The following is a 26,822-nucleotide window of genomic DNA, read 5'->3' as shown; positions in this document are numbered from 1 at the left end:
TGTCACAAAGTCTGAATGGGCAGTTCATAGAATCCAGACATACTTGCCGCCTTGACCGACCGAGAAGCCTTATGCCCCGGCGCTTATTCAAACGTTACATGCCAGATCCGATGAGCATCAGGGATCACAAATCCTTACGCTTTCTCGGCACGCTGTTGCATGACCCGAACCTGTGGCACCTCAACCGCCACTCCGTTGCCCGCGCCATGGCGGTGGGCTTGTTCGCCGCGTTCCTGCCGATCCCGCTGCAGATGCTGCTGGCGGCAATCCTCGCCATCATCGTGCGCGGCAACATGCCGATTGCCGTGAGCCTGGTCTGGCTGACCAACCCGATCACCATGCCCGCCGTGTTCTTCTGCACCTATCAGGCCGGAGCCTGGCTGATGGACGTTCCCGCCCGGCAGTTGCCGGACTCACTGACCTGGGAATGGATCAGGGGTGAGATCTCGACCTTGTGGCAACCGTTTCTGCTGGGCTCGGTGGTAACGGGGCTGGCACTCGGTGCGCTGGCCTACTTCCTGGTGATGATGTATTGGCGCTGGTGGGTGGCCAGGCAATGGAAGCGGCGCAAGAAGAGCCGGATGTGAGAATGCAAAACGGCCTCCACTTGGGAGGCCGTTTTTTTCGGTGTCTGGGCTGACGCCATCGCTGGCAAGCCAGCTCCTACAAAGGTTTGCTGCGGGTCAGGTACGCATCCCACGCCCGCTGACCAGCAACCGCGCACTACCGAGATACAGCACTGCGGTCGCGACCAGCATGAAGGTGATGGCCACGCTGATGCGGATATCCGATACCCCGAGGATGCCGTAACGGAACGCGTTGACCATGTGCAGCACCGGGTTGGCCAGGGACACGGTCTGCCAGAACGGCGGCAGCAAGGTGATCGAGTAGAAGACCCCGCCCAGGTAGGTCAGTGGCGTCAGCACGAAAGTCGGAATAATCGAAATGTCATCGAAGTTGCGCGCAAACACGGCGTTGATGAAGCCCAGCAGCGAGAAGATCGTTGCGGTCAGCACCACCACCAGAATGGTCACGCCCAGGTGATGCACCTGCAAGTGAGTGAAGAACAGCGACAGCAGGGTCACGATGATCCCCACCATCAACCCGCGCAGCACACCGCCCAGGGTGTAGCCGATCAGAATGGTGTGCGGCGACAGCGGCGAGACCATCAGTTCTTCGATGGAACGCTGGAACTTGCTGCCGAAGAAGCTCGACACCACGTTGCCGTAGGAGTTGGTGATCACCGACATCATGATCAGCCCCGGCACGATGTACTCCATATAAGTGAAGCCACCCATGTCGCCGATCTGCCGACCGATCAGATTACCGAAGATCACGAAGTACAGGACCATGGTGATGGCCGGCGGCAGCAAGGTCTGCGGCCAGATCCGGGTGAAGCGCCGGACTTCACGGTAAACGATGGTGTTGAGGGCAACGAGGTTGGGGCGCAGCTCGGAACTCATACCGCCACCTTCGACAGATTTTTCTCCACCAGGGACACGAACAACTCCTCGAGGCGATTGGTTTTGTTGCGCAGGCTCAGCACTTCGATGTTCTGCTGCGCCAACTGGGTGAACAGCGCGGTGATGCCCATGGACTTCTCCACCTGGACTTCCAGGGTGTGGCTGTCGATCAGCCGGGACGGGTAGCCGAGCAACTGTGGCGCCACTTGCAACGTGTTCTTCATATCCAGCAGGAACGTTTCCACATGCAATTGGCCGAGCAACTGCTTCATGCTGGTGTTCTCGACAATGGTGCCGTGATCGATGATGCCGATGTTGCGGCACAACTGCTCAGCCTCCTCCAGGTAGTGGGTGGTGAGGATGATGGTGATGCCTTTCTGGTTCAGCTCGGTGAGGAAGCTCCACATCGAGCGACGCAGTTCGATGTCCACCCCGGCAGTCGGTTCGTCGAGGATCAGCAGGCGCGGTTCATGTACCAGCGCGCGGGCGATCATCAGGCGACGCTTCATGCCGCCGGACAGCGAGCGCGACGGCACGTCCTTCTTGTCCCACAGGCCGAGCTGGGTCAGGTACTGTTCGGCGCGTTCCTTGGCAATTTTCGCCGGGATGCCGTAGTAGCCGGCCTGGGTCACGACGATGTCGAAGGTCTTTTCGAACTGGTTGAAGTTGAATTCCTGAGGCACCACGCCGATGGAGCGCTTGAGCTGCGCAGGATTCCTGTCCAGGTCGTGACCGAAGATATTCACTGTGCCGCTGGTCTTGTTCACCAGGGTCGAGAGAATGCCGATGGTCGTGGATTTGCCGGCGCCGTTGGGGCCGAGCAAAGCGAAAAAGTCACCTTCGGCGACATCCAGATCGATACCACTCAAGGCCTGGAAACCGTTGCCGTAGGTTTTGGTTAGCTGCCGGATGGACAGAGCGGAACTCATATCTGATTTACGCACCAAGAAGGGAAGAAAGGGGTAAGTATGGGCGGCGGCGAACAATACAACCGCAGCGACCTGGCACAATGGTGCTTGTCGCCGCCACACAAGTACAGTCAAGCGTGTCGATAGTGAGTATTAAGTCAACGCGGTCATGACCGCCTTTTGATACGCCGGACGCTGTTTCAACCGGGCATACCAGGCTTGCAGATGAGGTTGCGGCGCACGTTCGATCGGCATCTCGAACCAGGCATAAATGAAACTGCCCAGGGGAATATCACCCATGCCGATCTCGTTTCCGGACAGGTAGGGCTTGTTCGCCAACGCCTGATCGGCCATCGCCAGCAGCGTGTCGCATTCCTTGATCGCCGCCTTGATGGCGGTCCAGTCCTGCTGGTCTGCCGGGGTACGCAGCACACCCCAGAACACAGTACGGAACGGGCCGGCAAAGCTTGAGGTGGTCCAGTCCATCCACTTGTCGGCAGTGGCGCGGGCCTTGAGATTGTTCGGGTACCAGGCCGTGCCGTCGGCATGCAAGGCCATCAGGTAACGCACGATGGCGTTGGATTCCCACAACACAAAACCGTCGTCTTCAATGACAGGCACGCGGCCATTGGGATTCATGGCGCGGTATTCGGGCGTATCGACGACACCAAAGGCGCCACCGGCATCAATCGCCTCATAGGCCAGTCCCAGTTCTTCGGCGGCCCACAATGGTTTTCTGACATTCGATGAGTTTTTCCGACCCCAGATCTTCAGCATGACCGCCTCTTTTTCGGTAAGTGGGCAGGCAGCATACGCCGGATCAGGCGCGACTCAAATCGCTCTGCATGTCGCCCAGCAACGGTTGCTGCTGCTCACCGAACAGGTGCGGATAGCATTTTTCCAGGTGTTCGAAAAAGAACACTTCAGGTACGTCGGCGAACTGGCCGTGATCGACGAGGTACTCCATCAGCTTCGCGCCATCGCGGTTGAACGGATGAAAAACGCTGTCGTTGACCCCGTCGAATTCCAGCGGCGCCACATTGAACAGGTCGCAGAGTTTGCGGTTGAACGCTGGCGTCGCCTTGACCCAACGATCCCGCAGATAAAACTCGGTGTAGCCGTGCATGGCGAACATGTCGCTCTTGAGCAACTCAAGCAGCCGTGGCGTCGACAGATGATTGCGCACATCCGCCAGGCCGATCCGCGCGGGAATCCCGCAATGCCGTGCTGCACCTGCCAGCAACGTGGCCTTGGGCACGCAGTAACTCTCCCCGGCCGCCAGCGCATAACTGCCGCGCAGGGTCTGCGGATCGCGACTGAAGGTGTACGGGTTGTAGCGCACCGCTTCGCGCACGGCGTAATAAAGACTGATCGCCTGCTCCAGCGGATCGCGACTGGCGCCACGGTGCTTTTCGGCGAACTCCACCACGGACGGATGGTCACTATCGATGAAGCGGCCGGGACTCAGATACTCGTGCATGAGAATAATCTCCTGGGGAAGCCCCGAGTCTAGCGAGAGCTTCAGCACAGAGATAACGACGTTTCGGCCAAACTTGGGCGCTTTGCCGCTCGCTCGATGAACGCTTTTCCCACGTGTGCGGCCCATTTGTCGCACGAAAATCATCCGGGGTTTCCCACGATTCCAATCACATCGTTCCAACCAGCCTGTTTCGCGGATGCCGTCTAAGCTCTGTGGGCTGGTTCGCCCTGGTTTCACGGAGGAATGAATATGCTGTTGTTGTGGATACTGGTTCTGCTGGTCGGGATTGCCTATTTGGCCCACCGCCGCATCGCCCCGCTGCCCGCCTTGGTCATCGTGGCCATCTATGTCGTGGCCATGGGCGCTTTCAGCCGCGCGCCGGGCTGGTTGCTGCTGGTTTACTGGGTACTGATCGCCGCCGTCGCAGCCCCCCTGCTGCTGCCCGACCTGCGCCGCAAACTGTTCAGCGCGCCGATGTTCAACTGGTTCCAGAAAACCCTGCCGCCCATGTCGCAAACCGAACGCGATGCCATCGACGCCGGCACGGTCTGGTGGGACGGCGAACTGTTCAGCGGCCGTCCGGACTGGAGCAAACTGCTGTCCTATCCCAAGGCGCAATTGAATGAAGAGGAACAGGCTTTCATCGATGGGCCGACCGAAACACTCTGCGCCATGGTCAGTGAATGGCAGCTCGGTCAAACCATGGACCTGCCGCCGCAAGCCTGGACCTTCATCAAGGACAACGGCTTTTTCGCCCTGATCATCCCCAAGGAGTTTGGTGGCAAGGGCTTCTCCGCCTACGCCCACTCGCAAGTGGCGATGAAACTGGCGAGCCACAGCGGCGACCTCGCCTCCACCGTGATGGTCCCCAACTCCCTCGGCCCGGCCGAACTGTTGCTGCATTACGGCACCGACGAACAACGCAATCATTACCTGCCTCGCCTGGCGCGCGGCGACGACATCCCGTGCTTTGCACTGACCGGTCCGCTGGCCGGCTCCGACGCCGGCGGCATGCCGGACTCCGGGGTGATCTGCAAAGGAGAATGGGAGGGCCAGGAAGTCCTCGGCCTGCGACTGAACTGGGAAAAGCGCTACATCACCCTCGGCCCGGTGGCCACCCTCCTCGGCCTGGCTTTCAAGGCCTACGATCCGGATCACCTGCTGGGCGACAAGGAAGACCTGGGCATCAGCCTGGCGCTGATTCCAACTGACATCGCCGGTGTCGAGATCGGCCGCCGGCATCTGCCGTTGGGCGCCGCATTCATGAATGGCCCGAACTCCGGCAAGGACGTGTTCGTCCCGCTGGAGTTCCTCATCGGCGGCCAGGAAATGCTCGGCAAAGGCTGGATGATGCTGATGAATTGCCTGTCGGTCGGGCGTTCGATTTCCCTGCCGGCGGTGGGCACCGGCATGGCCAAGTTCACCAGCCTGGTCACGGGCCAATACGCTCAGGTTCGCGAGCAGTTCAATGTGCCAATTGCTTCGTTCGAAGGCATCCAGGAAGCCATGGCACGCATTGGCGGCAACGCCTGGATGATGGACGCCGCCCGCATGCTGACCGCCAATGCGGTCGATCTGGGCGAGAAACCGTCGGTGCTGTCGGCGATTCTCAAGTACCACCTGACCGAACGCGGCCGCGACTGCATCAGCGATGCCATGGATGTGCACGGCGGCAAGGCGATCATCATGGGGCCGAACAACTACCTTGGTCGCAAATGGAACGGCGCGCCGATTTTCATCACCGTCGAAGGCGCGAACATTCTTTCACGCAACCTGATGATCTTCGGCCAGGGCGCGATTCGCTGCCATCCCTTCGTGCTCAAGGAAATGGCCCTCGCCGGCCGTGAAGACAAGGATCAGGCGCTCAGAGAGTTCGATGAGCTGCTGCTCAAGCACATCGGTTTCGCCGTGGGCAACGCCGCCAGTACGCTGGTGCTCAATCTCGGTTTCGGGCACCTGGAACACACCCCGGGCGACAAACTCAGCCAGGGTTATTTCCGCGCCCTCAACCGTCAGGCCGCTGCATTCGCCCTGCTCGCCGACCTCAGCATGATGTTGCTGGGCGGCGCACTGAAACGCCGCGAACGCCTGTCCGCACGACTGGGCGACGTACTGAGCAACCTTTACCTGGCGTCCGCCGCACTCAAGCGCTACAACGACCTCGACTCACCGCAGTACATGACACCACTGGTGGCCTGGGCCATGGAAGAAAGCCTCGGCCAGGCGGAACGGGCCATGGATGAACTGCTGAGCAACTTCCCGAACAAAGTCGTCGGCTGCCTGTTGCGAGTGATCGTGTTCCCGTTCGGTCGCCGACACAAAGGGCCATCGGACAAACTCGGTGCCGAAGTCGCTGGGGTGATTGGCCGCGCCAAGGGCGACCCGGCACTGGAGGAAGTGCTCCTGGGTTGCTACCGCCCGCAAGGGAGCGACGATCCGGTCGGCGCATTGCAACACGCCTGCAATCTGTTGAGCGCCGCACAGCCGTTGCAGAAGAAGTTGCATGTGGCACTCAAGAGTGGCCAGGTCAAACCGGTGGCCGGCGAGTCGGTGATCGATGCTGCCCTCGAAGCTGGCGTGTTGCAACCGGTGGAAGCCCAAACCCTGCGTGAAGCCGAGGCGGCCCGGCGCAAGGTGATCGATGTCGATGACTTTGACCAGGAGGCCTTGGTACTGGCCGAGGGAAAAGTCCGCTGATCCCTTCAAACATGTAAAAACGGGCGCGGGCGCTTTATACTCCCGCGCCCGTTTTGCTCTTGAGGACTTATCTCGTGTCCAACATCGTTGCCGATCATCTCGTTTTACTCGACCACCTGCGCAGCATCCTGGTCGCCGTAGGTGAGGCCGAGCAGGTTCCCGAAGAAAGCCATGCCTTGTTCCTTGAGCGCTTCGACGAGCTGCTGGCGTCACTGCCGATCGATCCGATCGAAAGCCAATACCTGGGCCAGGACATCCTGACTCAAGTCATTTCCCGTTATCCGCAAATCGCCCACCTGATTCCACGGGATCTGCTGTGGTATTTCGCCGGTGACTGCCTGCACTACTTGTCCGATGAAGAAATCGACCTGTATCAGGCACTGGAAGAGCGCCGCTTCGAAGCCGAACAGAACGACGAACCTTTCGACTGGAACCAGGAAAAGCAGCTGCTGGCGCTGTCGAACCAGGACAGCAAGCACTGATCTTCAATCAGTGATGCCAAAGGCCCGCATGCTTGAGCATGCGGGCCTTTTTTTGTTTATTGCCTTCAACGCAACCCGCCAGTTTCAGGCAACCGCACTGTGCTGCGACCTTGCCCGCCCCCTCCGCCCGCCCGCCTGATTCGAGCCTTTGCACCAATAGTTTTCTCTCTAACTCATGGCACTTTGGTTTGATTGAACTACCTTCAAACTACAAGAAGTCATAACGGCTCGAGTTTCCACGTTAGCTTCAGTGATCAGATAGCGGATTGGCAAAAGGAGTTACCTCACCATGATCCTGACAGGCGTTTTCCGGCTCTGTACCTGCATTGCCGATTACTTTCAGGGGGAACCAGGACAGCGGACAGCGCCGTCCATAGCCGCGAGTATCGCTCTTGCCGGCAGTCCAGGTCACCGGATCACTGAAAACCGTTTCAGCAAAGGTCGCTCGCTATCCAGCCGGATCAGCGAATTGCACCCGCTCGTGTGTAGCACGCAAGGAATAACGCCTGGGCCATGGATGAGTGGTCTGGCGCATTGGGGGGGATAGTCCGATCCCCATGAAGTGATCCGAGACAACTCGGCCTGACTAAAGATGGCCTATCCAGCGAGGATGTACTCAATGAGCTTTCGTACCGAGCCCGCTTTCAAGCGAATTATCCATGGCCTGTTCTGGATGGGCCTCAGCGTGGAAGCGGCTCAGGCCGCGCCGGCCAATTGCCCGCAACTGGACAATTGGCCGACAACGTACGAGGTCGGTCAGGGACTGCAGAATGAACTGCGCAGCCCCGTTCCGGTCACGCAACTGGCGGTGGGTGACCCGAAAATTGCCGACGTGCAACCCAGCGGCAGCAACGCCTTCATACTCACGGGCATTGCGCCGGGGACCACCAGCCTGATGGTCTGGACCGCCTGTTCGAAAACGCCGCGCCAAAGCATGGTATTCGTCAAGGGCAAGGCCACGTCAGCGCTGACCAGCGCGCCGACGGTGCCTTCCGACGACCCGCTGCTGCCTAGCCAGGTGCAGACCGATGTCCGCTTCGTTGAAGTCAGCCGGACCAAGCTCAAGGAGGCCTCCGCCTCGATTTTCGGCGTCCGGGGCAACTGGCTGTTCGGCTCGCCGAGAACCTTGCCCACCATCGGCGGCATAGTCACGCCGTCGATACCGGTGAGAAACGACCAGTTCAACCTCACGTTTGCTACCGGCAATACCCTGGTGGCGATCAACGCGCTGGAAGGCAGCGGTTTCGCCTACACCCTGGCGCGACCAAGCCTGGTTGCGCTCAGCGGGCAAAGTGCGAGCTTTCTGGCCGGCGGTGAAGTACCGATTCCAGTGCCAAGTTCAGGCAGCGATAACGTGTCCATCGAGTACAAGGAATTCGGTATACGTCTGACCCTGACGCCAACCATCGTCGGGAAAAACCGAATCGCACTGAAGGTGGCGCCGGAAGTCAGTGAACTGGATTTCACCAACGCCGTAAGCATCGCCGGCACGATAGTCCCGGCCCTGACCGTACGCCGCACCGATACCAGCATCTCCCTGGCCGACGGCGAAAGCTTCGTCATCAGCGGCCTGATCAGCACCCACAACGACTCCCAGGTGAACAAGTTTCCGGGGTTGGGCGATATCCCGATTCTGGGCGCGTTTTTCCGCGACAACACCATCAATCGTGAAGAGCGCGAACTGCTGATGATCGTCACCCCCCATCTGGTCCAGCCACTGGCTGCCAATGCACAACTACCGACACTGCCTGGCGAACAGCTGCGCAATTACGACCCGAACTTCTACCGCATGTTCTTCCTGGAAAATGGCGACTTCGACAGTCTCAGCGGGCTCTCGCAATGAACCGAAGCCTGAACCGCACAGACCTCGCCCTCACTCGTAACGGTGACTTTGAACGCTTGCCGGGCCAGCTGTACTGCCATTGGCCAGGCGTTCAACGTGTTGTAGCCAGAGGACACTCAATGAAAGCAGTCATTGCAATAGCGGCGACATTAATGCTCGCAGGTTGTGCCAGCAATGGCATGCCTTCGCGACCGGGTAGCTGTGCCAAGCCCGGTTCGGACCAGGAACTGTCCCTGAACCTGGCCGACAACATGGCCAGCGAAGGCCGTTTGTATGCCAGCCTGGCGAATCTGGAAGGGTTGCCCGATAGCCTGGTCCAGGTTCGCCTGCGCAAGGCTCGGGTGCTGCGCTTGATGGGGCGTAACTCGGAGGCGGAGCCGTTGTATCAAAGCTTGCTCGGCACCTGTCTGGCGGCTGAAGGGGAACATGGTCTGGGCCAATTGGCCGCCGCCAGAAATGATAACGCCACCGCTATCACTCACCTTGAGCGTGCGGTGTGGATGGCCCCCACCGACGACAGGATGCGTAATGACCTTGGGGTCGTCTACCTCAATCAGCGACGTATCCCCGAAGCACGCATTGAGTTCATGACCGCCATGGAGCTCAAGCAGGCAAACACACTGGCGGCACTCAATATGGTGACGCTGCTGATCTACCAGGATAACTGGAAGGCGGCTGCCGACCTCGTGACCCGCGCCGACTTGAGCCCCAAGCAATTCGCAGAGGCTCAAACCCGCGCGGAAAAACTCAAGGCCTCTGCCAAAAAAGTGGTGGCTATCGATGGGAATCGCAAGACTGAGGTAGCCGATGCCTCTTCCAGTGCGAACAAGTAGAACGTACGAGGAGTCGAGATGAATACCAAAAGGCTGTTGATCGTGTGCATGGCTTGCCTGTCCACCAGTGCCTGGGCCATTGAGCCGGGGCCCTCCTCGCCGTATCAACAAGGTACCGAGCAGTGGTTGCAGCTACAGATTCGCGGTGTAGTTGCCTCCCCTCACCTGCAAACCGCTTCGGCCACCGAACGTGACTTGGCCATGCAGCGCTGGCTGAATAGCTTCAATTACCCGATTCCGCAGTTTTATGACCAGGATACAGCGGGACAAATGACCATCGGCAACTGAGGCATATCGATGGGTGATCAGTCTCTGGCGTAGTCCAGAGTGGTCTGGCTGCAAAGCCGGGCTTGATGTCGTGTGCAGGAAAGTGCAGATCAGGCTCCGGTGGCAAGGCTGTCGCACTCGGCAGCCTCCCGCCCGTTTTCATCACCCGAATGCTCTGAGTACCCCGATCATGGCGGGGCCAATTGCGACCAGAAAGAAGCTAGGCCATAGACAGAAAATCAAAGGAAATATCAGCTTGGTACCGATTTTCGCCCCCATCTCTTCAGCGGCCTGCGTACGCCGGTCACGGAACTCATCGGCATAGACGCGTAACGTGTCGGCCACGCTGGTACCAAAGCGGATACTCTGCGCCAACAGGCTGACCAACCCTTGTACGTCATCCAGGCCCGTGCGTACGGCCAGTTGCTTGAGTGCCTCGGTACTGGAAATGCCCGCACGAATTTGTGCATTGACCAGGGCCAGTTCTTCAGCCAGTTCGGCCTGACTGACCGACATTTCCTCAGCCACCCGTTCGATGGTCGTGGGCAGGGCCAGGCCCGACTCCACACACACCACCATCAGATCCAGCGCATCCGGAAACGCAGCACGCAGCCGAGCTTGTCGCAGCTGCTTGCGCTTGCCGACATACAGCGCCGGTACCAACCATCCGATAGTGGCCACAACGACCACCAACAGCAGCCCCATGCTCAAGGAAACTTTGGGAATCATCGGCAACAGCAACAACGTAATACCGATCAATAACAGCGGCAACATCAAGCGCACCGCCCAGTACATCTGCACCGCCGACGAGGAGCGGTACCCGGCATGCATCAACAGGGTCTGGATGGCGGACGTCTGCGCCGATTCGGCCGAGCCGAAACGCCCGCCAACCCGCTCCAGCAACAATTGCAGATTACCTGGGGTTTCTTGTCCGGCGGTGTTGCCTAAATGACCACGTTTGATCAGCGCCAAACGACGCTGCACGGGGTCCTGAAGCCCCATCATCAGCAAAATCACGGCGCCGACCGCCAGCACCGTACTCAAACCGATCGTGCCAAGGAACAGCAGGCGCGCCATCTCCTCGCTCCCCGTGACCCGACTGAACAACCCGAGCAAAAAATCCATGACCTGTACCTCCCGGTAGCGAATACCGCTTAAACCTGAATCCGGATGATTTTGCGTATCCAGAAAATCCCGATCAACATGGCGCAGAAAGCCCCTATGATCAGCTTATTGCCGAGAGGATCATTGATCAGCATGGGCAAGTACTTCGGAGTAGTGATTAAGATCGCAATCGCCAGCACAAAGGGAACCGCCACCAGCACCCAGGCCGACATGCGTCCTTCCGCCGACAGGGTTTTGACTTTGCGCTGAAAGCGGAAGCGCCCGCGAATCAGCCGACTCAGACGCTCCAGCACCTCGGTCAGATTGCCGCCGGTCTCGCGATGGATAAGGATCGAGGTCACCAGCATCATCACCGTCATGCTTGGCATCCTCTCCAGCAGGCCGAGCATGGCCCGGCGTACATCGTTGCCATAGTTGATATCGGAGAAGGTCAGGCCAAACTCCTGAGCGACCGGTCCCTTGTGCTCCTCGGCCACCAGGCGCAGGGTTTCATTGAATGGGTGCCCGGCGCGCAGAGCGCGGCACATGGCATCCAGCGCATCCGGCAGGCCTTCCTCGAACTCAGCGAAACGCTTGCCACGGTCGCGTGAGATTTTCAGTATGGGTAACCAAAAGACCGCGAAACCCGCCAGCAGCGCCATCCACCAGATTGACGAAACCGTCCAGATCAAGATACCCGTCGTCCCTCCCAGCACCAGCCCGAGCAGCAATACCCGATAGGCCCGGTATTCGTGCCCGGACTGCTCAATCATTTGCGTCAATGCTTCCATCAAGGGCAGCTGTTCAAGCCTGGCCTCCAGTGGCGACAAACGCGTCAGGTATTTCTGCCGCAACACCGTCTGCATGTTGGGCAAATTATTGGCTTTCTCCAGTACGTGCAGGCGGCCACGGATGCGCTTGCGCATCTTGCCGGCCTCGCCGAACACCGGCACCACCACGCCCTGGGACAGGAGGAAGACGGCAATAAACACCATGCCGAGGAACATCAGAATGAATTCACCGGGAATATAGCTCATGACTGCCGAGCCTCCATCCACTCAGGCCTGAACATCGCAAGCGGTAACTCGATACCACGCTTGGCCAGCACATCGCGGAAGGCGGGGATCATGCCGCTGGGTCGAAAATCACCGAGTACTTCGCCGTTTTCGCCCACGCCATGGCGCTCGAAGGAGAAGATTTCGGTCATGGTGATGATCTCGCCCTCCATGCCGTTGATCTCCTGCACACTGACCAGGCGGCGCTTGCCGTCCTCCTGGCGCTCCAGTTGGATGACCACTCCGATGGCCGAAGCGATCTGTTGGCGCAAGGCCTTGATCGGAAAGGTCGCACCGGTCATCGACACCATGTTCTCAACCCGCCCCAATGCATCGCGCGCGGTGTTGGCGTGGATCGTGGTCAACGAGCCGTCGTGGCCAGTGTTCATCGCGGTCAACATGTCCAGCGCCTCGGCGCCGCGCACTTCGCCAATCACAATGCGGTCCGGACGCATCCGCAAGCTGTTGCGCACCAACTCCCGCTGGCCCACCTCGCCACGCCCCTCGATATTCGAAGGTCGGGTTTCCAAGCGCACCACGTGGGGTTGCTGCAACTGCAGTTCCGCAGAGTCTTCGATGGTGACAATTCGCTCGTTGTGCGGAATGAAACTGGACAGGACATTGAGCATGGTGGTCTTGCCGCTGCCGGTACCGCCGGAAATCAGCACGTTCAAGCGCCCACGGACAATCGCCTTGAGCAGCAGGGCAATAGCCGGGGTCAACGCCCCCACCTGGATCAGGCTGTCGGTATTGAGCAGGTCCACGGCAAAGCGTCGGATCGACATGCTCGGGCCGTCGATGGCCAGCGGAGGGATAATCGCGTTGACCCGCGAACCGTCCTTGAGCCGCGCATCTACCAACGGCGAAGACTCGTCGATACGCCGCCCCAGGCTGGAGACGATGCGGTCGATGATGTTCAGCAAATGCTGATCATCACGAAAGCGCACATCGGTCCGTTGCAGTTTGCCGAAGCGCTCGACATACACTGAGTCATGCCGGTTGACCAAAATGTCGGACACACTGTGATCAGCCAACAGCGGTTCCAGAGGCCCTAGACCGAGCACCTCGTCGGTGATCTGTTTGATGATCAACTGCCGGCTGGAAGTACTCACCGGTGCCGAATGCTCATCAAGCAAGCGCTGGCAAATATCGCGAATCTGCCGCGCGGCCTCCGCCTGTTCAAGGGCGTCCAGCAAGGACAGGTCCATGACTTTGAGCAACTGCTGGTAGATCTTTTCTCGCCACTCAGCCTCCACCGGGGTGACCTGACTTCTGGTTTCGTAAAGAACGTCCGGCGTTGAACGCTCCCAGGCCATTATTTCCTCTGCCGGATCCAGCAGGTCGTCACCCGTCTGGCCGGCCGACGAAGAGCCGGGTTTAGCGGACGGTTTGCGCAAGCGGTTACGAAAGTCGCTGATCATGGGTCATCCCCCGAAAAAACGGTTGAAGGCGCGTTTGAGCAAGCCTTTGTCAGCCATCTTGATGCCGACCAGGTCATCGGCCACGCCACGTAGCGCAACGGTAATCGCCGATTTCGGCGCATGCAGCCCCAACGGCACGCCAGTGTTCTGACTCTGGCTGACTAGGGTGAAGTCGTTGGGTAATTTCGACAGGTTCGTGCAACGCAGCGCCTCGCCGATATCTTTGAGGCTGATCGCTGCCGCCTTGTCATAGCGGTTGACCACTATCTGCAATTGATCCCCGCGCACGCCCAGGTCTTCGCGAAGAATCCGCACCAGGCCGCTGGCGTCCCGCAGATGGCTAACGCTTTGCTGTACCACCACGTACACCCGATCCACCTGTTCCAGCACGGAGCCGGTGAGGTGATCGATTTGCCTTGGCAAATCGATCACCACCCAGTCATAGCTGGCGCGGGCCAACTGCAACAGGGTGTCAAGCTGCTCGGGTTGGGCATCCTGCGGCAGACACAGCTCGCCGGCCCGGCCGCCCAGCACATGCAAGGTCGGACTGAAGTGGCTGCAAAAACCACGTAACGCGACGCTGTCCATGCCGTCGATCTGATGCAACACCTCCAGATGGCTGTGGGTTTGCGCCACATCCAGGTAATGCGTCACGCTGCCAAATTGCAGGTCCATATCCAGCAATAGGGTACTGCCACCCTTCAGGCTGAGCTGTTGAGCCAGGTTGCAGGCCAGCAAGGTTCCGCCGGATCCGCCCTTGGAGCTCATCACGGCGATCAATTTTCCTACTGTCCCACTGCCGGTCCGAACCTCCATGACCAGACGATTCAAGGCGGCAACCAGTTCTGTCTCGGCGACAGGCTCCGGCAGCACGTCTCGGGCGCCGGCCTGCATCGCCAGACGCATGCCTTCCTGTTCGCTCAGCAGCCCGCACACCAACATCGGCGGACGCTCATGGGCCGGGCGCTGCAACAGTGCCGCCAGCTCTTCACGCCACAGGTGGCTGACGCGCAACAGCAACAAATCGGGCATCCGGTCCAGGCCGTAGAGCGGATCGACATGCCCATTGCTCACCAGCCGAGTGCTCACCTCCAGGCTGGGCATGCGTTGACAAACGCTCTGCAGGTCGCGCAACGACGTGGCATCTCGGCTGCTGATCAGCAACCGCAGCCCGGCTTTTCCGGTCGAACTGGAGAGTGGGGTATCCTTGGTATTCAGCATTGAGTGGACTCCCGTCCGAGGCTTTCGCGTGGCAAGGTTGCCTTGAACGCAGGCAGGGTAATGGACACGCCGAACCCGGGGATAAACAGATTGAAAACAAAGCCTGTTAGACTCAACTGGACATAACGGATGGCATAGTCGCTGGTAGCGGGGTTGGCCACCTCCGCACCGTCTGCGTCAAGATAGGTCAGCTTCAGGTGGTCGATGTTCAGATCGCCGATCAGCAGGCTCGTATCTGGATCGTGCTCGTCATTGAAGATCGCCCGCTTCCGGATCATCAAATCGTCGTCGATTCCACATACCACCGCCAGGCGCGTACCACGGCGCACGACTTCATCCAGCGCATTGACCGTAAAGTACAGGCGACCCATTTCCACTACGCCGAACAACAGTGTGAACATCAGCAGACCAATGATGGCGAACTCCACGACATAGGTGCCTCGCATGTATTTTCTGTTCATCACAGCGCCCTCATCACGGTAGTGGCAACCAGCGGAATGCCCAGCGCAATCGGACTTCCAAAAAATCCTGGAATCGCGCCGGCACAAGTGCCAGCGCCAATCACCGGGCAAAACGTGTAAGTGATGGTGACCCGCACATGGTTGGTGCCCACTGCAGCAACGACCACGTTGTCAGTCGTCAACCCTGTCACCACGGCGGCCCCGGTATTGACAGGCACGCCATACACCGCAACTTTTTTGGTCTGGTCCACCAATGCGGTCAGATCAATAGTGCCCTTCGTCGAATTCCAAGCTTGGCTGGCGACAAAACGGTCGGCATCGCGACTGGCTTGTAGCAGGACGTTGTACTGATAGAGCATGCGGCCGAACTCACCAAAGGCCAGCAACAGCAACAGCAAGACCGGCAGTACGAGGGTGAACTCCACGATGGCCACGCCTTGCTGGCGCGGCGAATGTTTAAATCCCTGAAGTCTCATGACGCCTCCTACGAGTCAGTGCTCGGAGTGCCGTTGCCGTTGAGATAGGTCTTGTAGAGCTGAATGATCTGCGGGCCGGCACCGGTTGGCGTCGAGGGGCCAGCCACGTTGTCGCCTTCGCACTCCTTCACGAACTGGCCGAAGATCTCCGAGTTCTTGCCGCCTTTATCCATGGGCTGCACTACGAAATAACAGCCAAAACCGAGGACGGGGACCGAGGTTGAACCATTTTGTCTATCGGTGCAGTCACCCACCACGATTTTCAACATCCGGCGCTCGAATACCCCGTTGCTACGACAGTCATTGCCGGTCCCTGCCACACACGCGGCGACGCTCGCACGCCAGTCGTTGTAGTCCAGTATCGAGTTGCCGTCCGCCGTGAGATCTCCATTGTTCGAGGTGACGGCTTTATCCTGGTACTTCGGGCCTGTACCGTCACCATCGTCAGTGATTGACGGGGTACTGGACGTGGTCACCAAGTCCGGCGGATAGGCTGGGTCATTGAGCGGACCACCTTCGTAGATGCCAAAGCGCGTATTCAAGCCTTGAGACGTAGGCCCGGCCTTGTTGCCTGGAGAGGTTTGGACTTCCTCCCCTACATTGCGGCAGACCTTGCCACCTCCGGCCATATCCTCCCTGACCGTATTGCCGCCAGAACCAAAGTCGAGCAATTGATAGTTGCCTGGACTCATGTTGTCGGACGGATCGCCGGCACCCGTCTTCAATACCTCCAAGTTACCAAACTGAAAGCCCCAGAAAATGCCAGCGCTCGGGTTGTACTGGCTCGGGTCGCCACAGACCATCAAGGGTGCGAGATCGCAGGGGCTGGTAGGGCTGGGTCCCGCGGTGGCGGTCGCCGACACCGCTTTGGTCCCCAAGCCTCCAGAGCGGAGTGACTGGACAAGGGTCCAGAAAAAACCCGTCAGGTTGTAGGTCGGCACCTCTACTCGAACGTATTTGGCATTCGTCGTCAGCGCGGGATAGCGAAACGTGCCATCGAGTTTTTCTGCCAGTGTCACCTTTGCAAATGTGACTTCGTTGCCCTCCATCGCAGTTGCCAATTCGCTATTTCCTGCTGCATTGGCATTTTGCATCAGCGTATTGAGCGCAGCAGTGCGTGTCGCGAGGGCAATGGTGCCAACGTCGACCCCGCCCTCCATCTGGCTCAGGGTTTTGGCGCCACTCAGAGCGGCAGCATCGACAGCGTTCTGCAGGCGTGTCTTGTTCAAAAACATGTGGCTCACGTCTAGAGCCAAGCCCGCCACCATGAGCATCGCTGCCAACGCGAACACCATCAGTACACTCACCGATCCTTCCTGGCGCCTTGGCGCCGCAGTGAACGGCTGCTGAATTCGAAGATTCATCATCAAGCCCTCGTTTGCCGATACTGATCCGAATCGGCGCCACCAATACCAAGTTACCCAGGCACCTGTTGCACTCTGTCAGCGAATTTTGACTACATTGGCTTCAGTGCCGCGAATAATGGTGACCCTCCCGCCACCCTCGCCACTGCTGCGCTGTACCATGCGTTGTGGCGCCGCGACGGCGGCCACAGCCATGGCTGGTGCAACCGGTACAGCAGGCGCCACGACCGCAGTTTTCTTATCTAGATTCAGTGGGTTACGCAGTGCCAGTTGCAACTTGCCTTCCGTCTGCGCCGTGACCAGGGCTTCCGCTTCAGCGACCGACATCTCAAGCGTCACTGCGCGCACCACTACCGGCTGGGTCTTGTCGGTACCCGCGGTCTGGTCCACCGCCAACACCCGCAAATTCTCCAGGATGGTCCTTGAGGTGGCACTGTTACCGCTGCCCCCCGTGGTTTTGGTCGCCAGTACATCGACCCGGTTACCAGGCAACAGGAATCCACCCACGCCGACCACATCGTCCACACGTACCGAAATGGCGCGTTTGTCAGGCGCAATCAAAGAGGCCAAGGTGCTGCCCCCCAAGTGCTCACTCAGACGCGCACCCCGCACAATGTCGCCACTGAGAATGTCGAACGTTGCGATCTTGCCCACGGCTTTTTCGGTGGAGTCGAAGGCATCGTTCGGGATCGTATCCATCGGCATGCGTACGGTCGTGACCTGCTGGGCCTCGACCATCTGCCCGAATGGAATCTCTACCGTGGCAACCACCACGCTTCGAAGGTGGTCATCCGGGCTGGCATTGAGCCGCGCGCTCAGCCAAGAGTCGGCCATCCATGCAGCCCCGAGGCCCATGGCCAGAGAAACACCTATCAAGGTAAGCGTACGAGAGCTCATGTCTGTATCTCCGTATCAAAGAAAGTTGAGCTGGACGAAGTAGTTGTTCCAGGCCCATTCCAACTCTTTCGGTGACAGTGGTCCGGAACCGCCCATATAACGCTGACGATCGAGCGCCATGTTCAGGAGATCACGGGGATGGCAGGGCACCAGGGGCATGCCTTCATTTGCATAAAGCCTTTGCAGCACATAACGCACCAGTAGCGGGTCGTAGGAAATGCCCAGACGCTCGCTTTCCTGACGCCAGATCTTTTCGTACTGCTCGGGCTTCAGGTAACCGAATTGCAGCTTGTAGCCAATCCGGCGAAGGAAGGCCTCATCGGCCAGCTCCAGGGGATTGAGATTGGTGGAAAACACCAGAATCAGATCGAACGGCAGCTCGCAATGCCGACCGCCGCCCAGGTTGAGGAAATCGCGTTTCTCTTCCATCGGAACGATCCAGCGATTCAACAGCTCGGCGGGTGCCATGCGTTGACGCCCCATGTCGTCAATGATGAACAAACCATTGCTGGCCTTGAGCTGCAACGCGGCCTGGTATTGACGGGTGAAAGGGTCATAACGAACGTCCAACTGCTCCATGCTCAACTCACCGCCCGTGATGACGATCGGGCGTTTGCAGCACAGCAGTCGGCGGTCGACCCCTTCGTTGAGCATCAGATTATTCTGTTGAGCGTTATCATCGAGCCGCTGATGCACCTGCGGGTCATAGATCTCGATCACCGACTCGTTGATGACGATGGCATGGGGGACCCAGATGGCCTCGGCGAACAGACGGATCAACCGACTGCTGACATAAGTCTTGCCGGTACCCGCGGGGCCATAAATCATGATCGCGCGCCCGGAGTTCATCGCCACACCCAGCTGATCGAGCATCTCCTCCGTGAGCACTACACCAGCAAGGGCATTGCGCATGTCGTTGGCGTTGATGCGACCATGGTGAATGGTCTGTAGCTTGATCAGGGAGCGATAGGTACTCACCGGGAAGGGGGCCGCACCGATATAGCCACTGCGCGACAGGGCATCGCGGGCGGTACTGCGTCCGCGTTCGGTCAGCCCATAACGCAGCGACTGACCACCCGTTTGACTCACCTGGCCAAGCACTTCGATACGACCGTCCCTGCGCAGAAACGCCAGGACCTCTTCGATTACCGCGCCAGTCAGCGCCAGGCGATCCACCAACCGCGACATGTCCAGCACACCGGCATCAAACAAATGCTTGCACACCAACTCACCGAGAAAACTGTCGGTCAGACCGGTTTCGCGGATAGTGCAGGGCTGAGGAGCCAGGCGTTGCACCGCGCTCCGATTGCTGGGGTAGGCATCACTATCGACGATGACGTGCATGACTAACCTCCGAATCCACCGGCAACTTGCCAGTAGACGCTGTTCAAAGTGCCGATCAATATTGCAATCGAATAGGGGAAAGGCTTGCTGGCTACTTCATCTGAAGTTGGCGCCAGATAAACCTGCGCTCTTAAAATCAGCCAATAGCGTCCCAAGGTTTGAGGCAATTGACCGCGAACCAGCACGATCAATAAACCGCATATGCCGCCGGCTATCAGGCTGAACATTGCGGCCCACAACGCGAACTGGAACGGTAGAAAGCTGCCGACCATGGTCATTAACTTGACATCACCGGCAGCCATGCCACCGAAGGCGTACATCGGCAGAAACAGCGCAAAACAAATCAACATACCCAGCAGGCTGTCACCCAATCCGCTGACACCACCCGAATACATTTGACCGATCAATCCCAAGACAAGGCCCACCAGGACGAGCATGTTGGGAATACGGTGACGAAGCAGATCGCTCACCACCGCCACGCCCAAAAGTCCTATCAGTAAAACCATCGATACCAGTTCCGTGGACATGGCATGTCTCCCTGCGGGTACTGATCGCTAGCACGCAATGTTGCTGTTAGCGACCCAGCTCAGTGATTTGTGCTTTCTACGCAAATTGACAGAGAGCACGCGAAGTCCATTAAGAAAGTTGCCGGCGCCCTATCAGAAATAGCGACAACCGGCTGTCCCATGGACATCGACGCGTCCTCCAGCGGGAACTATCAGCAGGCGGTGCCACCATTGATCTTGGTGCACAGTGACTGCATTTTGGTCTGAACCGCTAAGCCAAGGTTCGTGAATATTGTGACGACAAGCGCCGTAACCAACCCTCCGGCTACCGCGTATTCCACAACGGTCAGGCCATCTTCGTCTTTGATGAACTTCACAACCGAAGCCTTGATTGTTTGCATGATCATTTTGCCCACCTCACTCGAATGTTGTTTTTTCTGAGGCAGTACTTTCTGCGCTGCCTGATGCAACACTAGTCAGGGGCAAGGCATAGGCGTTAGGAGGATTTTGCACATCGTTAGGACTTTTTTGCGGGGCGGCCAAATACGGAACATTGGCCTTTGCAGAAGTAACGAGGGGTAAACAATGCATTGAAACGCAAAGGCAATTGCCATTGATTCACAAGCGACAGGCGGCTCAACCCGGGTTTGCCGACAATACACAAGCAAACACTCGCCCCGGGCAACCTTCCAGGGGACTCATAGAGCGAAAAGAACTAAAACTCGTCTGCTCTATCGGGATTTAATCTGCAAAGTGATAGCACATTGGCAATACTGGCGATGAGAGTCACTAGAACCCCCAGAGTAGAGACATGACGTCCAATTTGACCAAAAGGCCATCGCTCCTATGGTTCGATCTGACTCATGATCGGTCCACGAAAGAACTCGTCACGCAGTTCGAGGACGCCTGCGACTGCAAACTGGCAAAAAACTCCGTGTTGCCCATCGGGGAACACGCAGACATGATCTGCATCCATTTTGATCGCCCCGACACGCCAGGTTTGCGGCTATTGCTGGAGATCAAACGCACCTCCCCCACCATCCCAATTACCATGTTCACCGTGCAACACTCGGAGGAACTGGCTGTATGGGCCATGCGCTCCAGCGTCTGGGAATACATGGTGCTCCCACTCTCGCCCAACGAGAAGAAGCGTTACCTGGCGGCGGTGGTGCAGCTCTGCGAGCTGCGCCGAAATTTCAACGGCCTGGACAAGTCATCGCAGATCGACCATTCCCCGACGCTGCCGGACAGCATCCGGCTGACCTCAGGACACCAAAAACACCAGGCGCTGAACAGCGTCATGCTGTACATCGAACAGCACTTTCGAGACAGCATCGATCAGAGGGATCTGGCGCAGCGCTGCGGCATGACGACATTTCGCTTCAGCCGCCTGTTCAAGGAAGCCAATGGACTGGGCTTCACCGATTACATCCTGGACAAGCGCATGAACTTCGCCAAAGACCTGCTCGACAACAGCCAGATGCCGATTACCAGCATCGGCTATGAGGCCGGCTTCAAGGATCCTTCCTACTTCGCCCGTGCCTTCAAGCAGTTCGCAAATTGCACGCCCAGCGAATACCGCCTTGTACGGCAAATCAGGGCGACCGCAGCTGCGCAACAGGTGCTGGATGAGAAAACCACTGAGACGCTCGAAAGCCTGGTACAAACCCTCAGCGGTTGATCTGGTTTTTTACGCACAAACAAAAACGCCGCTCAATGAGCGGCGTTTTCGTTAAATATGGAGCGGGAAACGAGACTCGAACTCGCGACCCCGACCTTGGCAAGGTCGTGCTCTACCAACTGAGCTATTCCCGCAAATGGCGTCCCCTAGGGGACTCGAACCCCTGTTACCGCCGTGAAAGGGCGGTGTCCTAGGCCACTAGACGAAGGGGACACGCTACCCGAAACACATGGTGTGTGTTTCGGTGTCCAGAGCCGCATCCGAAGACTTGGTTCTGGTTTCACTCAGCCCTGCCCGAAAGCAACGCTGTTTAAAATTGGAGCGGGAAACGAGACTCGAACTCGCGACCCCGACCTTGGCAAGGTCGTGCTCTACCAACTGAGCTATTCCCGCATTGGCGTCCCCTAGGGGACTCGAACCCCTGTTACCGCCGTGAAAGGGCGGTGTCCTAGGCCACTAGACGAAGGGGACACACGTACAACATTCACTCCCTGCTTCGTTTCGCTGTGTGCTTTACGCTGCAAGTGGCGCGCATTCTATGGATGGATTGAGAGGTCGTCAACCCCCTGATATAAATTTATTTAAATCAATGACTTCACCCTGCTTTTGGGAGCCGTTGCGGTTTTTCCGCTGCCCGGCGTTTGACGCCTATATTCTGGCACCCGCCAAGACGTTATAGTCCACCGGGTGATGGCAATCTGTATATCGAGTGCCATCATTTATAGATGCGGGGCTCCGGCCGATATAAGTACAAGCATGTCCGATCCAACCCGTCGTGCGGGCCTGGGCGCTCAAATGCCAAGCCACCAGACTCGCATGCGTAACCTATAAAGAGGTCTTACCGGTGACGCCACTCATGATCACCCTGCTAGTCGTAGCCGGGATCGCACTGTTGATCGCCATTGGCTACATGAACCATGTGGTGGAAAACAACAAGCTGGAAAAGGCCCGTACCAAGATCGAGCTCAACGATCGCCTGCGACGCTGCGGCGAAATCACCGAGACGTTCCCCGGCCAGCTGATGACCCCGGCACTCAAGCTACTGTTGGCCCGCCTGGAACTGAACGTCTGCCAGCGCCTGCTCAACCTGGAAAAATCCAGCGCCAACCTCAAGGCACGGATCGCCGAACTGGAGGCCCTTGTCGGCCAGGGTGAATCCATCCCGGTCAACAATCCGCCAGCACCGATCCAGACCGAAGCCAAGGCCAAGGATGTACGCTTCCTGCTCGAAGCCCTGCACGGCCAGATTACCCGTGCGGCACAGGACGGCTTCTTGCCCCCCAACGAAGCCAAGCGCTGGATTCGTGAAGTGCGCCACATCCTGGTGCTGCTGCACATCGAGTTCTTCAACAACCTCGGCCAGCATTCCCTGCAACAGAACCAGCCCGGGCAGGCTCGCCTGGCATTCGAGCGCGGCGTGCAATACCTGCGCAAACAACAGGACCCACAGGTCTACGCCGAGCAACTGGAATACCTGGAAAAACTCCTGGCCCGCGCCAACGATCAGGTCATGGATCGCATCGCGCCGGTCGAAGGCGAGGTCAACCAGTTGACCGAAGGCCTCAAGGACGTCGAGGCTGACGCGGACTGGAAGAAAAAAGTGATCTACGACTGATCAGCGAAAATGAAAAAAGCCACCGAGAGGTGGCTTTTTTTGGTCTGGCCGATGATCAGTTCAAAGCCTGAAATGCCCCACCATCCCCTTCAGCTCAACCCCCAGTTGTGCCAGCTGAATACTGGACGCTGCATTGCCCTGCATCGCCAGCGATGACTGATCGGCACTGGCGCGAATACTGGTGACACTGCGATTGATCTCCTCGGCCACCGAGCTCTGTTCCTCGGCCGCCGCGGCGATCTGCTGGTTCATCTGCTGGATCAACGACACCGCCGCCGCAATGCTTCCCAGCGCACTCTCGGTCTGCAAGGCATCACTGACCGCCAGCTTCACCAACTCACCACTGCTCTGGATCTGCTGCACCGACGACTGCGCCGCCGAGCGCAAAGCGCTGACCAGGCGTTCGATTTCCTCGGTCGATTGCTGGGTTCGCTTGGCCAGCGCACGCACTTCATCGGCCACCACCGCAAAGCCCCTACCCTGCTCGCCGGCCCGGGCCGCCTCGATCGCCGCGTTCAATGCCAGCAGGTTGGTCTGCTCCGCCACGCTCTTGATCACACTCAAAACCGTGCCGATGTTCTGGATTTCCGCACTCAGGCTTTCGATGCTCGAACTGGCCGAGATGGCCGAGTCCGCCAGTTGCTCGATCCGCGCCATGCTCTGGCGCACCACCTGCTGACCACTTTCAACCTTGCCGTCAGCCGTTTGCGCTGCCAGGGCCGCCTCCTCTGCATTACGTGCGACATCATGCACCGTGGCCGTCATCTGATTCATTGCGGTGGCGACCTGTTCGGTTTCCTCTTTCTGCGTGCTGACTTCGAGATTGGTCTGTTCAGTCACCGCCGACAGCGATTGGGCGGAAGTCGCCAACTGCTCGATACCCGACTGCAAGCCGCTGACTATATGGCTGAGTCCCGCGCCCATTTGTTGCATTGCCTGCATCAACTGGCCAATTTCGTCACGGCGGGTCACGTCAATGGTCGCACTCAAATCCCCCGAGGCAATCTGCTGCGCCACCTGAATCACGCTGCGCAGCGGTGCCACGATCAACCGGGTGATGAACCACGCGGCAACCAGCCCGACCAGCAAGGCCAGGGCGGAAGAGCCAATGATCAGCAGCGAGTTCTTTTTCAGCTCGGCCTGCATCGCCAGGTCTTGCGCGACATAAGCCTGATCCACCCGCTCGACCACTTGGGCCGCGCGCTGATGCAATTGTTGATAGACGGTTTTTTCCTGCTCCAGCAGGCCGGTGTACTCGGCAAGCTTGTCACTGAAACTGGTGATATGGCCCATCACCTCATTGAGGACGGTCTGGTACCCCTCGTCCTTGACCGTGGTCTTGAGCTGCTCGGCCTGGGTCAGTGCCTGGCTGGCCTGTTCGATCTTGCCCTGCCCGGCGCTGTCGTCGCCTTTACGACTTTGATCCAGGCGCACGCGAGCTTCATTCATGGCTTGCAGCATCAAGCGTGAAACCTGGCCGACCTGGCTGGCCTGATCGATGAATTGCGCACCATCTTTGCCTTCGGAATCTTTCAGCGTATAGGCGCCGTCATCGGCGAGCCCGGACTGCAATACATCAAGATTATTGGCCACGCTGGACACCGACCAACTGGCCATTTCCAGGGCCAGGTCCTTGGCCTGGGTGAGCGAGACAAACTCGTCGAAGGCCTTGCGATAGGCCCCCAGGGACTGTTCGACATCATTCATCACCGGCACGTTGGCCGCAGACGCGGCCTTGAGCTGGCCGGCCAAGGCGATCAGGCCATCGACGCCCTCGTGCAGAGCATCGACGGTTTTTGGGTTGCCGTGCAGGGCGTACTCCTGCTCCAGCAGCCGCACCTTGAGCAGACCGCTGTTGAGCGATGACATTTGCTTGAGCCCGTCGAAGCGCTGGCTGATGGTTTGCAGGGACCAAACACCAATGCCTGCCACCAATGCAGTCAACAACAGCACCAGGACAAACCCGACACCCAGTTTTTTCGCCATACCGAGGTTGGCAAAACGTCCTTGCACGGCCGAATTCATTGCACTTAGTCCCCTGCCAAAGTCTGTAGACGCAGATTCGCAACGGGCCAGTGGCAACACAAGGCTCTGGCGCCGGAATAATGGCAAAAAGCTACGCCAACGTCGTTTTCAGAACGCTTGAGGTCGATCCCGGGCAGTGGCCTGAAAGAACGCCCGGGCACGCGGGTCACAGGCATATGCCACGTTGATACGCTGCCAGTCACTGGTCTCCCCCGAGGGGTTGAAGGCGGTCTTCGATGACAGCAGTACACCCAGGCGCCGAGCGTGGGTCCGCACCTGATCGTAGTCGGACATTCGTGATCGCGCCCAGATGAACAAGCCTCCTGCCGGCTTGCCGAAAACTTCCCATTCGACATCTTCGAGCAATTGCAGCACCGCCAGCCGGTCGCTGCTCAAGCGTTGGCGCTGACGCTGTACCAGTTTGCGGTAGGCACCGTTAGCCAACAGGCACGCCAGCACCGACTCGCAAAATCGCGAGGCGCCCATGCCACTGATCATCTTGACCTCGGCCAGGCGCGTAATCACTTCGACACCGGCCACCACAAATCCGACCCGCAAGGAACTGCTGAGGGTCTTGGAAAAGCTGCCCACGTAGATCACGTTGTCGTCCACCGCAGCCAGACGCATACCGGAACCGCTGTGCAAATCCGCATAAACGTCGTCTTCGATCACCTTCACGCCAAAGGTCCTGGCCAGCTGCAGTACGCGGCGCGCCACCACCGGTGCAAGGCTGCTGCCGGTCGGGTTGTGATAGAAGCTATTGATCAGCAACCCTTGAGGCCGGTGCTTGACCAGCACCGATTCGAGCACGTCCAAGTCCGGCCCGCGCGGTGTTCGCGGCACCTCGACCATGTGGATGCCATGCAACCTGAGCAGATCGAACAGCACCGGATAACCTGGACTCTCCACGACCATACAATCACCGGCCTTGAACAGTGTCCGCACGATCAGGTCAAGCCCCTGGCTGGCACCCGCCGTGGTCATGATCCGGTTGTCCTGCGCCCGGATATCCAGCTGCCTGAGGTGTTTGAGGATCTGTTGTCGCAAGGCTGGCAAACCCAGCGGCGTGCTGTAGTTGAACAGGCTGGCCGTGTCGGTACGACTGACTTGCCGAATCGCGTAAATCAGATCGTCTGTCTCGCGCCAGCTTTCAGGCAGCCCGCCACAGCCCAGCCTCAACTCAGTCGAACAGGGCCCGATCTCGGGCTCAGCTCCCTCGAACCACACCGGCTCGTGCTTTGCGCCTGCGGCCAATATCGGGTCGGCAACCGTATAGCCGGCCCCATGACCTGACACCAGCATCCCCTGCGTCACCAGGCGTTCACAAGCCTGGGCGACGCTTACCTGACTAAGCAAATTGGTCCGCGCGATCTGTCGCACCGAAGGCAGGCGTGTACCGGGCGATACCCCACTGGAATGAAGCCAGCAGGTCAGCGCATCAACAATTTGCTGTACGACGGGCACCAGCGCCTGTCGGTCGATTCTCAATTCCATGAGCAAGCAAACTCCTGTTGATTTTGCGAGAAGCAGTTAATCACAGGAGTGTTCGAAGACATGTGCGACAACGCCGCCAAAACCCTTTGTTCTAATCATTTGAAACACATTGCCTGGCCCTTCAACGGAACCCAAACACCTGTGGGAGCGAGCAGGCTCGCTCCCACAGGTTGCAACTCTTCTTT

General features: G+C 58.6%; 25 protein-coding genes, 4 tRNA genes and 1 pseudogene. 8 read left to right on the top strand and 22 right to left on the bottom strand.

The features are described from left to right. Positions 1-71: 71 nt before the first annotated feature. The gene (locus tag KGA96_RS07965) at positions 72-587 is read left to right on the top strand and encodes a DUF2062 domain-containing protein (RefSeq protein WP_046037489.1); all 516 of its coding nucleotides are present in this window, start codon (positions 72-74) and stop codon (positions 585-587) included. A 96-nt stretch (positions 588-683) separates the two neighbouring features. Here the strand turns inward: KGA96_RS07965 and KGA96_RS07960 are convergent, their stop codons facing one another. The 4 genes from KGA96_RS07960 to KGA96_RS07945 all read right to left on the bottom strand — a co-directional run bounded on the left by KGA96_RS07960 (position 684) and on the right by KGA96_RS07945 (position 3,851). Beyond that, complete coding sequence (locus tag KGA96_RS07960; protein WP_223512264.1) at positions 684-1,463, bottom strand: ABC transporter permease; 780 nt, start codon at positions 1,461-1,463, stop codon at positions 684-686. Next, positions 1,460-2,392 carry an ABC transporter ATP-binding protein gene (locus KGA96_RS07955; protein WP_046037491.1) on the bottom strand — a complete coding sequence of 311 codons (933 nt, stop codon included), beginning with the start codon at positions 2,390-2,392 and terminating at the stop codon, positions 1,460-1,462. The genes KGA96_RS07960 and KGA96_RS07955 overlap by 4 nt, the downstream gene beginning before the upstream one ends. A 132-nt stretch (positions 2,393-2,524) precedes the next feature. Beyond that, positions 2,525-3,148 (bottom strand): glutathione S-transferase family protein, encoded by a 624-nt coding sequence (locus KGA96_RS07950; protein WP_046037492.1) that lies wholly within the window; start codon positions 3,146-3,148, stop codon positions 2,525-2,527. Positions 3,149-3,191: 43 nt separating this feature from the next. Then, the gene (locus tag KGA96_RS07945; protein ID WP_046037493.1) at positions 3,192-3,851 is read right to left on the bottom strand and encodes a transglutaminase-like domain-containing protein; all 660 of its coding nucleotides are present in this window, start codon (positions 3,849-3,851) and stop codon (positions 3,192-3,194) included. Positions 3,852-4,100: 249 nt separating this feature from the next. Here KGA96_RS07945 and KGA96_RS07940 point away from each other — a divergent pair, with 249 nt between their 5' ends. From KGA96_RS07940 to KGA96_RS07920, 5 genes are all read left to right on the top strand, one after another. After that, the gene (locus KGA96_RS07940) at positions 4,101-6,548 is read left to right on the top strand and encodes an acyl-CoA dehydrogenase (protein WP_046037494.1); all 2,448 of its coding nucleotides are present in this window, start codon (positions 4,101-4,103) and stop codon (positions 6,546-6,548) included. A 74-nt stretch (positions 6,549-6,622) separates the two neighbouring features. Further along, complete coding sequence (locus KGA96_RS07935) at positions 6,623-7,030, top strand: PA2817 family protein (RefSeq protein ID WP_007991629.1); 408 nt, start codon at positions 6,623-6,625, stop codon at positions 7,028-7,030. 619 nt (positions 7,031-7,649) lie between these two features. Beyond that, positions 7,650-8,873 (top strand): type II and III secretion system protein family protein, encoded by a 1,224-nt coding sequence (locus KGA96_RS07930; RefSeq protein ID WP_223464255.1) that lies wholly within the window; start codon positions 7,650-7,652, stop codon positions 8,871-8,873. A gap of 119 nt (positions 8,874-8,992) precedes the next feature. Next, entirely contained in the window at positions 8,993-9,706 is a 714-nt protein-coding gene (locus KGA96_RS07925; RefSeq protein WP_223464254.1) for a hypothetical protein, read from the top strand. A gap of 18 nt (positions 9,707-9,724) precedes the next feature. Next, positions 9,725-9,994: a DUF3613 domain-containing protein gene (locus KGA96_RS07920; protein WP_223512262.1), complete on the top strand. Its 270-nt coding sequence runs from the start codon at positions 9,725-9,727 to the stop codon at positions 9,992-9,994. A gap of 141 nt (positions 9,995-10,135) precedes the next feature. On the opposite strand, the gene KGA96_RS07915 is transcribed toward KGA96_RS07920, so the two are convergent. From KGA96_RS07915 to KGA96_RS07865, 11 genes are all read right to left on the bottom strand, one after another. Further along, entirely contained in the window at positions 10,136-11,098 is a 963-nt protein-coding gene (locus KGA96_RS07915) for a type II secretion system F family protein (protein WP_223512260.1), read from the bottom strand. A 29-nt stretch (positions 11,099-11,127) separates the two neighbouring features. Continuing rightward, positions 11,128-12,114 carry a type II secretion system F family protein gene (locus KGA96_RS07910; RefSeq protein WP_223512258.1) on the bottom strand — a complete coding sequence of 329 codons (987 nt, stop codon included), beginning with the start codon at positions 12,112-12,114 and terminating at the stop codon, positions 11,128-11,130. Beyond that, positions 12,111-13,553, bottom strand: coding sequence for a CpaF family protein (locus tag KGA96_RS07905; protein WP_223512256.1), 1,443 nt, complete (start codon positions 13,551-13,553; stop codon positions 12,111-12,113). Before KGA96_RS07905 ends, KGA96_RS07910 begins: the two co-directional genes overlap by 4 nt. 3 nt (positions 13,554-13,556) lie before the next feature. Then, entirely contained in the window at positions 13,557-14,774 is a 1,218-nt protein-coding gene (locus KGA96_RS07900; RefSeq protein ID WP_223512254.1) for an AAA family ATPase, read from the bottom strand. Next, positions 14,768-15,235 (bottom strand): TadE/TadG family type IV pilus assembly protein, encoded by a 468-nt coding sequence (locus tag KGA96_RS07895; RefSeq protein ID WP_223512252.1) that lies wholly within the window; start codon positions 15,233-15,235, stop codon positions 14,768-14,770. The genes KGA96_RS07900 and KGA96_RS07895 overlap by 7 nt, the downstream gene beginning before the upstream one ends. Beyond that, complete coding sequence (locus KGA96_RS07890; protein ID WP_223512250.1) at positions 15,235-15,711, bottom strand: TadE/TadG family type IV pilus assembly protein; 477 nt, start codon at positions 15,709-15,711, stop codon at positions 15,235-15,237. Before KGA96_RS07890 ends, KGA96_RS07895 begins: the two co-directional genes overlap by 1 nt. An 8-nt stretch (positions 15,712-15,719) precedes the next feature. After that, positions 15,720-17,078, bottom strand: coding sequence for a Tad domain-containing protein (locus KGA96_RS07885; protein ID WP_223512248.1), 1,359 nt, complete (start codon positions 17,076-17,078; stop codon positions 15,720-15,722). 75 nt (positions 17,079-17,153) lie between these two features. Next, entirely contained in the window at positions 17,154-17,972 is an 819-nt protein-coding gene (gene cpaB, locus KGA96_RS07880) for a Flp pilus assembly protein CpaB (RefSeq protein ID WP_223512246.1), read from the bottom strand. Between the two features lie 15 nt (positions 17,973-17,987). Further along, positions 17,988-19,316: an AAA family ATPase gene (locus tag KGA96_RS07875; RefSeq protein WP_223512244.1), complete on the bottom strand. Its 1,329-nt coding sequence runs from the start codon at positions 19,314-19,316 to the stop codon at positions 17,988-17,990. 2 nt (positions 19,317-19,318) lie between these two features. After that, positions 19,319-19,843: a prepilin peptidase gene (locus KGA96_RS07870; protein ID WP_223512241.1), complete on the bottom strand. Its 525-nt coding sequence runs from the start codon at positions 19,841-19,843 to the stop codon at positions 19,319-19,321. Between the two features lie 191 nt (positions 19,844-20,034). After that, a complete protein-coding gene (locus KGA96_RS07865; protein WP_223512239.1) occupies positions 20,035-20,229 on the bottom strand; it encodes a Flp family type IVb pilin in 195 nt (64 codons plus the stop codon). Positions 20,230-20,633: 404 nt separating this feature from the next. Here KGA96_RS07865 and KGA96_RS07860 point away from each other — a divergent pair, with 404 nt between their 5' ends. Then, positions 20,634-21,503, top strand: coding sequence for an AraC family transcriptional regulator (locus KGA96_RS07860; RefSeq protein WP_046037514.1), 870 nt, complete (start codon positions 20,634-20,636; stop codon positions 21,501-21,503). A gap of 58 nt (positions 21,504-21,561) precedes the next feature. On the opposite strand, the gene KGA96_RS07855 is transcribed toward KGA96_RS07860, so the two are convergent. The 4 genes from KGA96_RS07855 to KGA96_RS07840 form a co-directional block, all read right to left on the bottom strand. Continuing rightward, positions 21,562-21,637: transfer RNA gene (locus tag KGA96_RS07855), tRNA-Gly, on the bottom strand. A gap of 3 nt (positions 21,638-21,640) precedes the next feature. Next, positions 21,641-21,716, bottom strand: a tRNA-Glu gene (locus KGA96_RS07850). 104 nt (positions 21,717-21,820) lie between these two features. After that, positions 21,821-21,896, bottom strand: a tRNA-Gly gene (locus KGA96_RS07845). Positions 21,897-21,898: 2 nt separating this feature from the next. Continuing rightward, positions 21,899-21,974: transfer RNA gene (locus KGA96_RS07840), tRNA-Glu, on the bottom strand. Positions 21,975-22,359: 385 nt separating this feature from the next. Between KGA96_RS07840 and KGA96_RS07835 the strand changes: the two genes are divergently transcribed. After that, a complete protein-coding gene (locus tag KGA96_RS07835) occupies positions 22,360-23,118 on the top strand; it encodes a hypothetical protein (RefSeq protein ID WP_046037516.1) in 759 nt (252 codons plus the stop codon). A gap of 60 nt (positions 23,119-23,178) precedes the next feature. On the opposite strand, the gene KGA96_RS29870 is transcribed toward KGA96_RS07835, so the two are convergent. The 3 genes and pseudogenes from KGA96_RS29870 to KGA96_RS07825 form a co-directional block, all read right to left on the bottom strand. Next, the gene (locus KGA96_RS29870) at positions 23,179-24,042 is read right to left on the bottom strand and encodes a methyl-accepting chemotaxis protein (RefSeq protein ID WP_411741520.1); all 864 of its coding nucleotides are present in this window, start codon (positions 24,040-24,042) and stop codon (positions 23,179-23,181) included. Then, positions 24,040-24,264: pseudogene (locus tag KGA96_RS29865) on the bottom strand (HAMP domain-containing protein); the annotation flags it as partial. The pseudogene KGA96_RS29865 and the gene KGA96_RS29870, both read right to left, overlap by 3 nt. A 987-nt stretch (positions 24,265-25,251) precedes the next feature. Beyond that, positions 25,252-26,637 carry a PLP-dependent aminotransferase family protein gene (locus KGA96_RS07825; protein WP_046037520.1) on the bottom strand — a complete coding sequence of 462 codons (1,386 nt, stop codon included), beginning with the start codon at positions 26,635-26,637 and terminating at the stop codon, positions 25,252-25,254. Positions 26,638-26,822 lie beyond the last annotated feature (185 nt).

This window comes from Pseudomonas sp. GL-R-26 (genome assembly GCF_019947365.1).
Taxonomy (GTDB): Bacteria; Pseudomonadota; Gammaproteobacteria; order Pseudomonadales; family Pseudomonadaceae; genus Aquipseudomonas.
The sequence above is the reverse complement of the archived record's forward strand: the minus strand, read 5'-3'. Positions and strand labels throughout refer to the sequence as shown.

Bases quoted from the DNA above. Each gene is read 5' to 3' on its own strand.
- KGA96_RS07965 (WP_046037489.1), top strand. From the start codon at position 72: ATGCCCCGGCGCTTATTCAAACGTTACATGCCAGATCCGATGAGCATC.
- KGA96_RS07960 (WP_223512264.1), bottom strand. From the start codon at position 1,463: ATGAGTTCCGAGCTGCGCCCCAACCTCGTTGCCCTCAACACCATCGTT.
- KGA96_RS07955 (WP_046037491.1), bottom strand. From the start codon at position 2,392: ATGAGTTCCGCTCTGTCCATCCGGCAGCTAACCAAAACCTACGGCAAC.
- KGA96_RS07950 (WP_046037492.1), bottom strand. From the start codon at position 3,148: ATGCTGAAGATCTGGGGTCGGAAAAACTCATCGAATGTCAGAAAACCA.
- KGA96_RS07945 (WP_046037493.1), bottom strand. From the start codon at position 3,851: ATGCACGAGTATCTGAGTCCCGGCCGCTTCATCGATAGTGACCATCCG.
- KGA96_RS07940 (WP_046037494.1), top strand. From the start codon at position 4,101: ATGCTGTTGTTGTGGATACTGGTTCTGCTGGTCGGGATTGCCTATTTG.
- KGA96_RS07930 (WP_223464255.1), top strand. From the start codon at position 7,650: ATGAGCTTTCGTACCGAGCCCGCTTTCAAGCGAATTATCCATGGCCTG.
- KGA96_RS07925 (WP_223464254.1), top strand. From the start codon at position 8,993: ATGAAAGCAGTCATTGCAATAGCGGCGACATTAATGCTCGCAGGTTGT.
- KGA96_RS07920 (WP_223512262.1), top strand. From the start codon at position 9,725: ATGAATACCAAAAGGCTGTTGATCGTGTGCATGGCTTGCCTGTCCACC.
- KGA96_RS07915 (WP_223512260.1), bottom strand. From the start codon at position 11,098: ATGGATTTTTTGCTCGGGTTGTTCAGTCGGGTCACGGGGAGCGAGGAG.
- KGA96_RS07910 (WP_223512258.1), bottom strand. From the start codon at position 12,114: ATGAGCTATATTCCCGGTGAATTCATTCTGATGTTCCTCGGCATGGTG.
- KGA96_RS07905 (WP_223512256.1), bottom strand. From the start codon at position 13,553: ATGATCAGCGACTTTCGTAACCGCTTGCGCAAACCGTCCGCTAAACCC.
- KGA96_RS07900 (WP_223512254.1), bottom strand. From the start codon at position 14,774: ATGCTGAATACCAAGGATACCCCACTCTCCAGTTCGACCGGAAAAGCC.
- KGA96_RS07895 (WP_223512252.1), bottom strand. From the start codon at position 15,235: ATGAACAGAAAATACATGCGAGGCACCTATGTCGTGGAGTTCGCCATC.
- KGA96_RS07890 (WP_223512250.1), bottom strand. From the start codon at position 15,711: ATGAGACTTCAGGGATTTAAACATTCGCCGCGCCAGCAAGGCGTGGCC.
- KGA96_RS07885 (WP_223512248.1), bottom strand. From the start codon at position 17,078: ATGATGAATCTTCGAATTCAGCAGCCGTTCACTGCGGCGCCAAGGCGC.
- cpaB (WP_223512246.1), bottom strand. From the start codon at position 17,972: ATGAGCTCTCGTACGCTTACCTTGATAGGTGTTTCTCTGGCCATGGGC.
- KGA96_RS07875 (WP_223512244.1), bottom strand. From the start codon at position 19,316: ATGCACGTCATCGTCGATAGTGATGCCTACCCCAGCAATCGGAGCGCG.
- KGA96_RS07870 (WP_223512241.1), bottom strand. From the start codon at position 19,843: ATGTCCACGGAACTGGTATCGATGGTTTTACTGATAGGACTTTTGGGC.
- KGA96_RS07865 (WP_223512239.1), bottom strand. From the start codon at position 20,229: ATGATCATGCAAACAATCAAGGCTTCGGTTGTGAAGTTCATCAAAGAC.
- KGA96_RS07860 (WP_046037514.1), top strand. From the start codon at position 20,634: ATGACGTCCAATTTGACCAAAAGGCCATCGCTCCTATGGTTCGATCTG.
- KGA96_RS07835 (WP_046037516.1), top strand. From the start codon at position 22,360: ATGATCACCCTGCTAGTCGTAGCCGGGATCGCACTGTTGATCGCCATT.
- KGA96_RS29870 (WP_411741520.1), bottom strand. From the start codon at position 24,042: ATGGGCGCGGGACTCAGCCATATAGTCAGCGGCTTGCAGTCGGGTATC.
- KGA96_RS07825 (WP_046037520.1), bottom strand. From the start codon at position 26,637: ATGGAATTGAGAATCGACCGACAGGCGCTGGTGCCCGTCGTACAGCAA.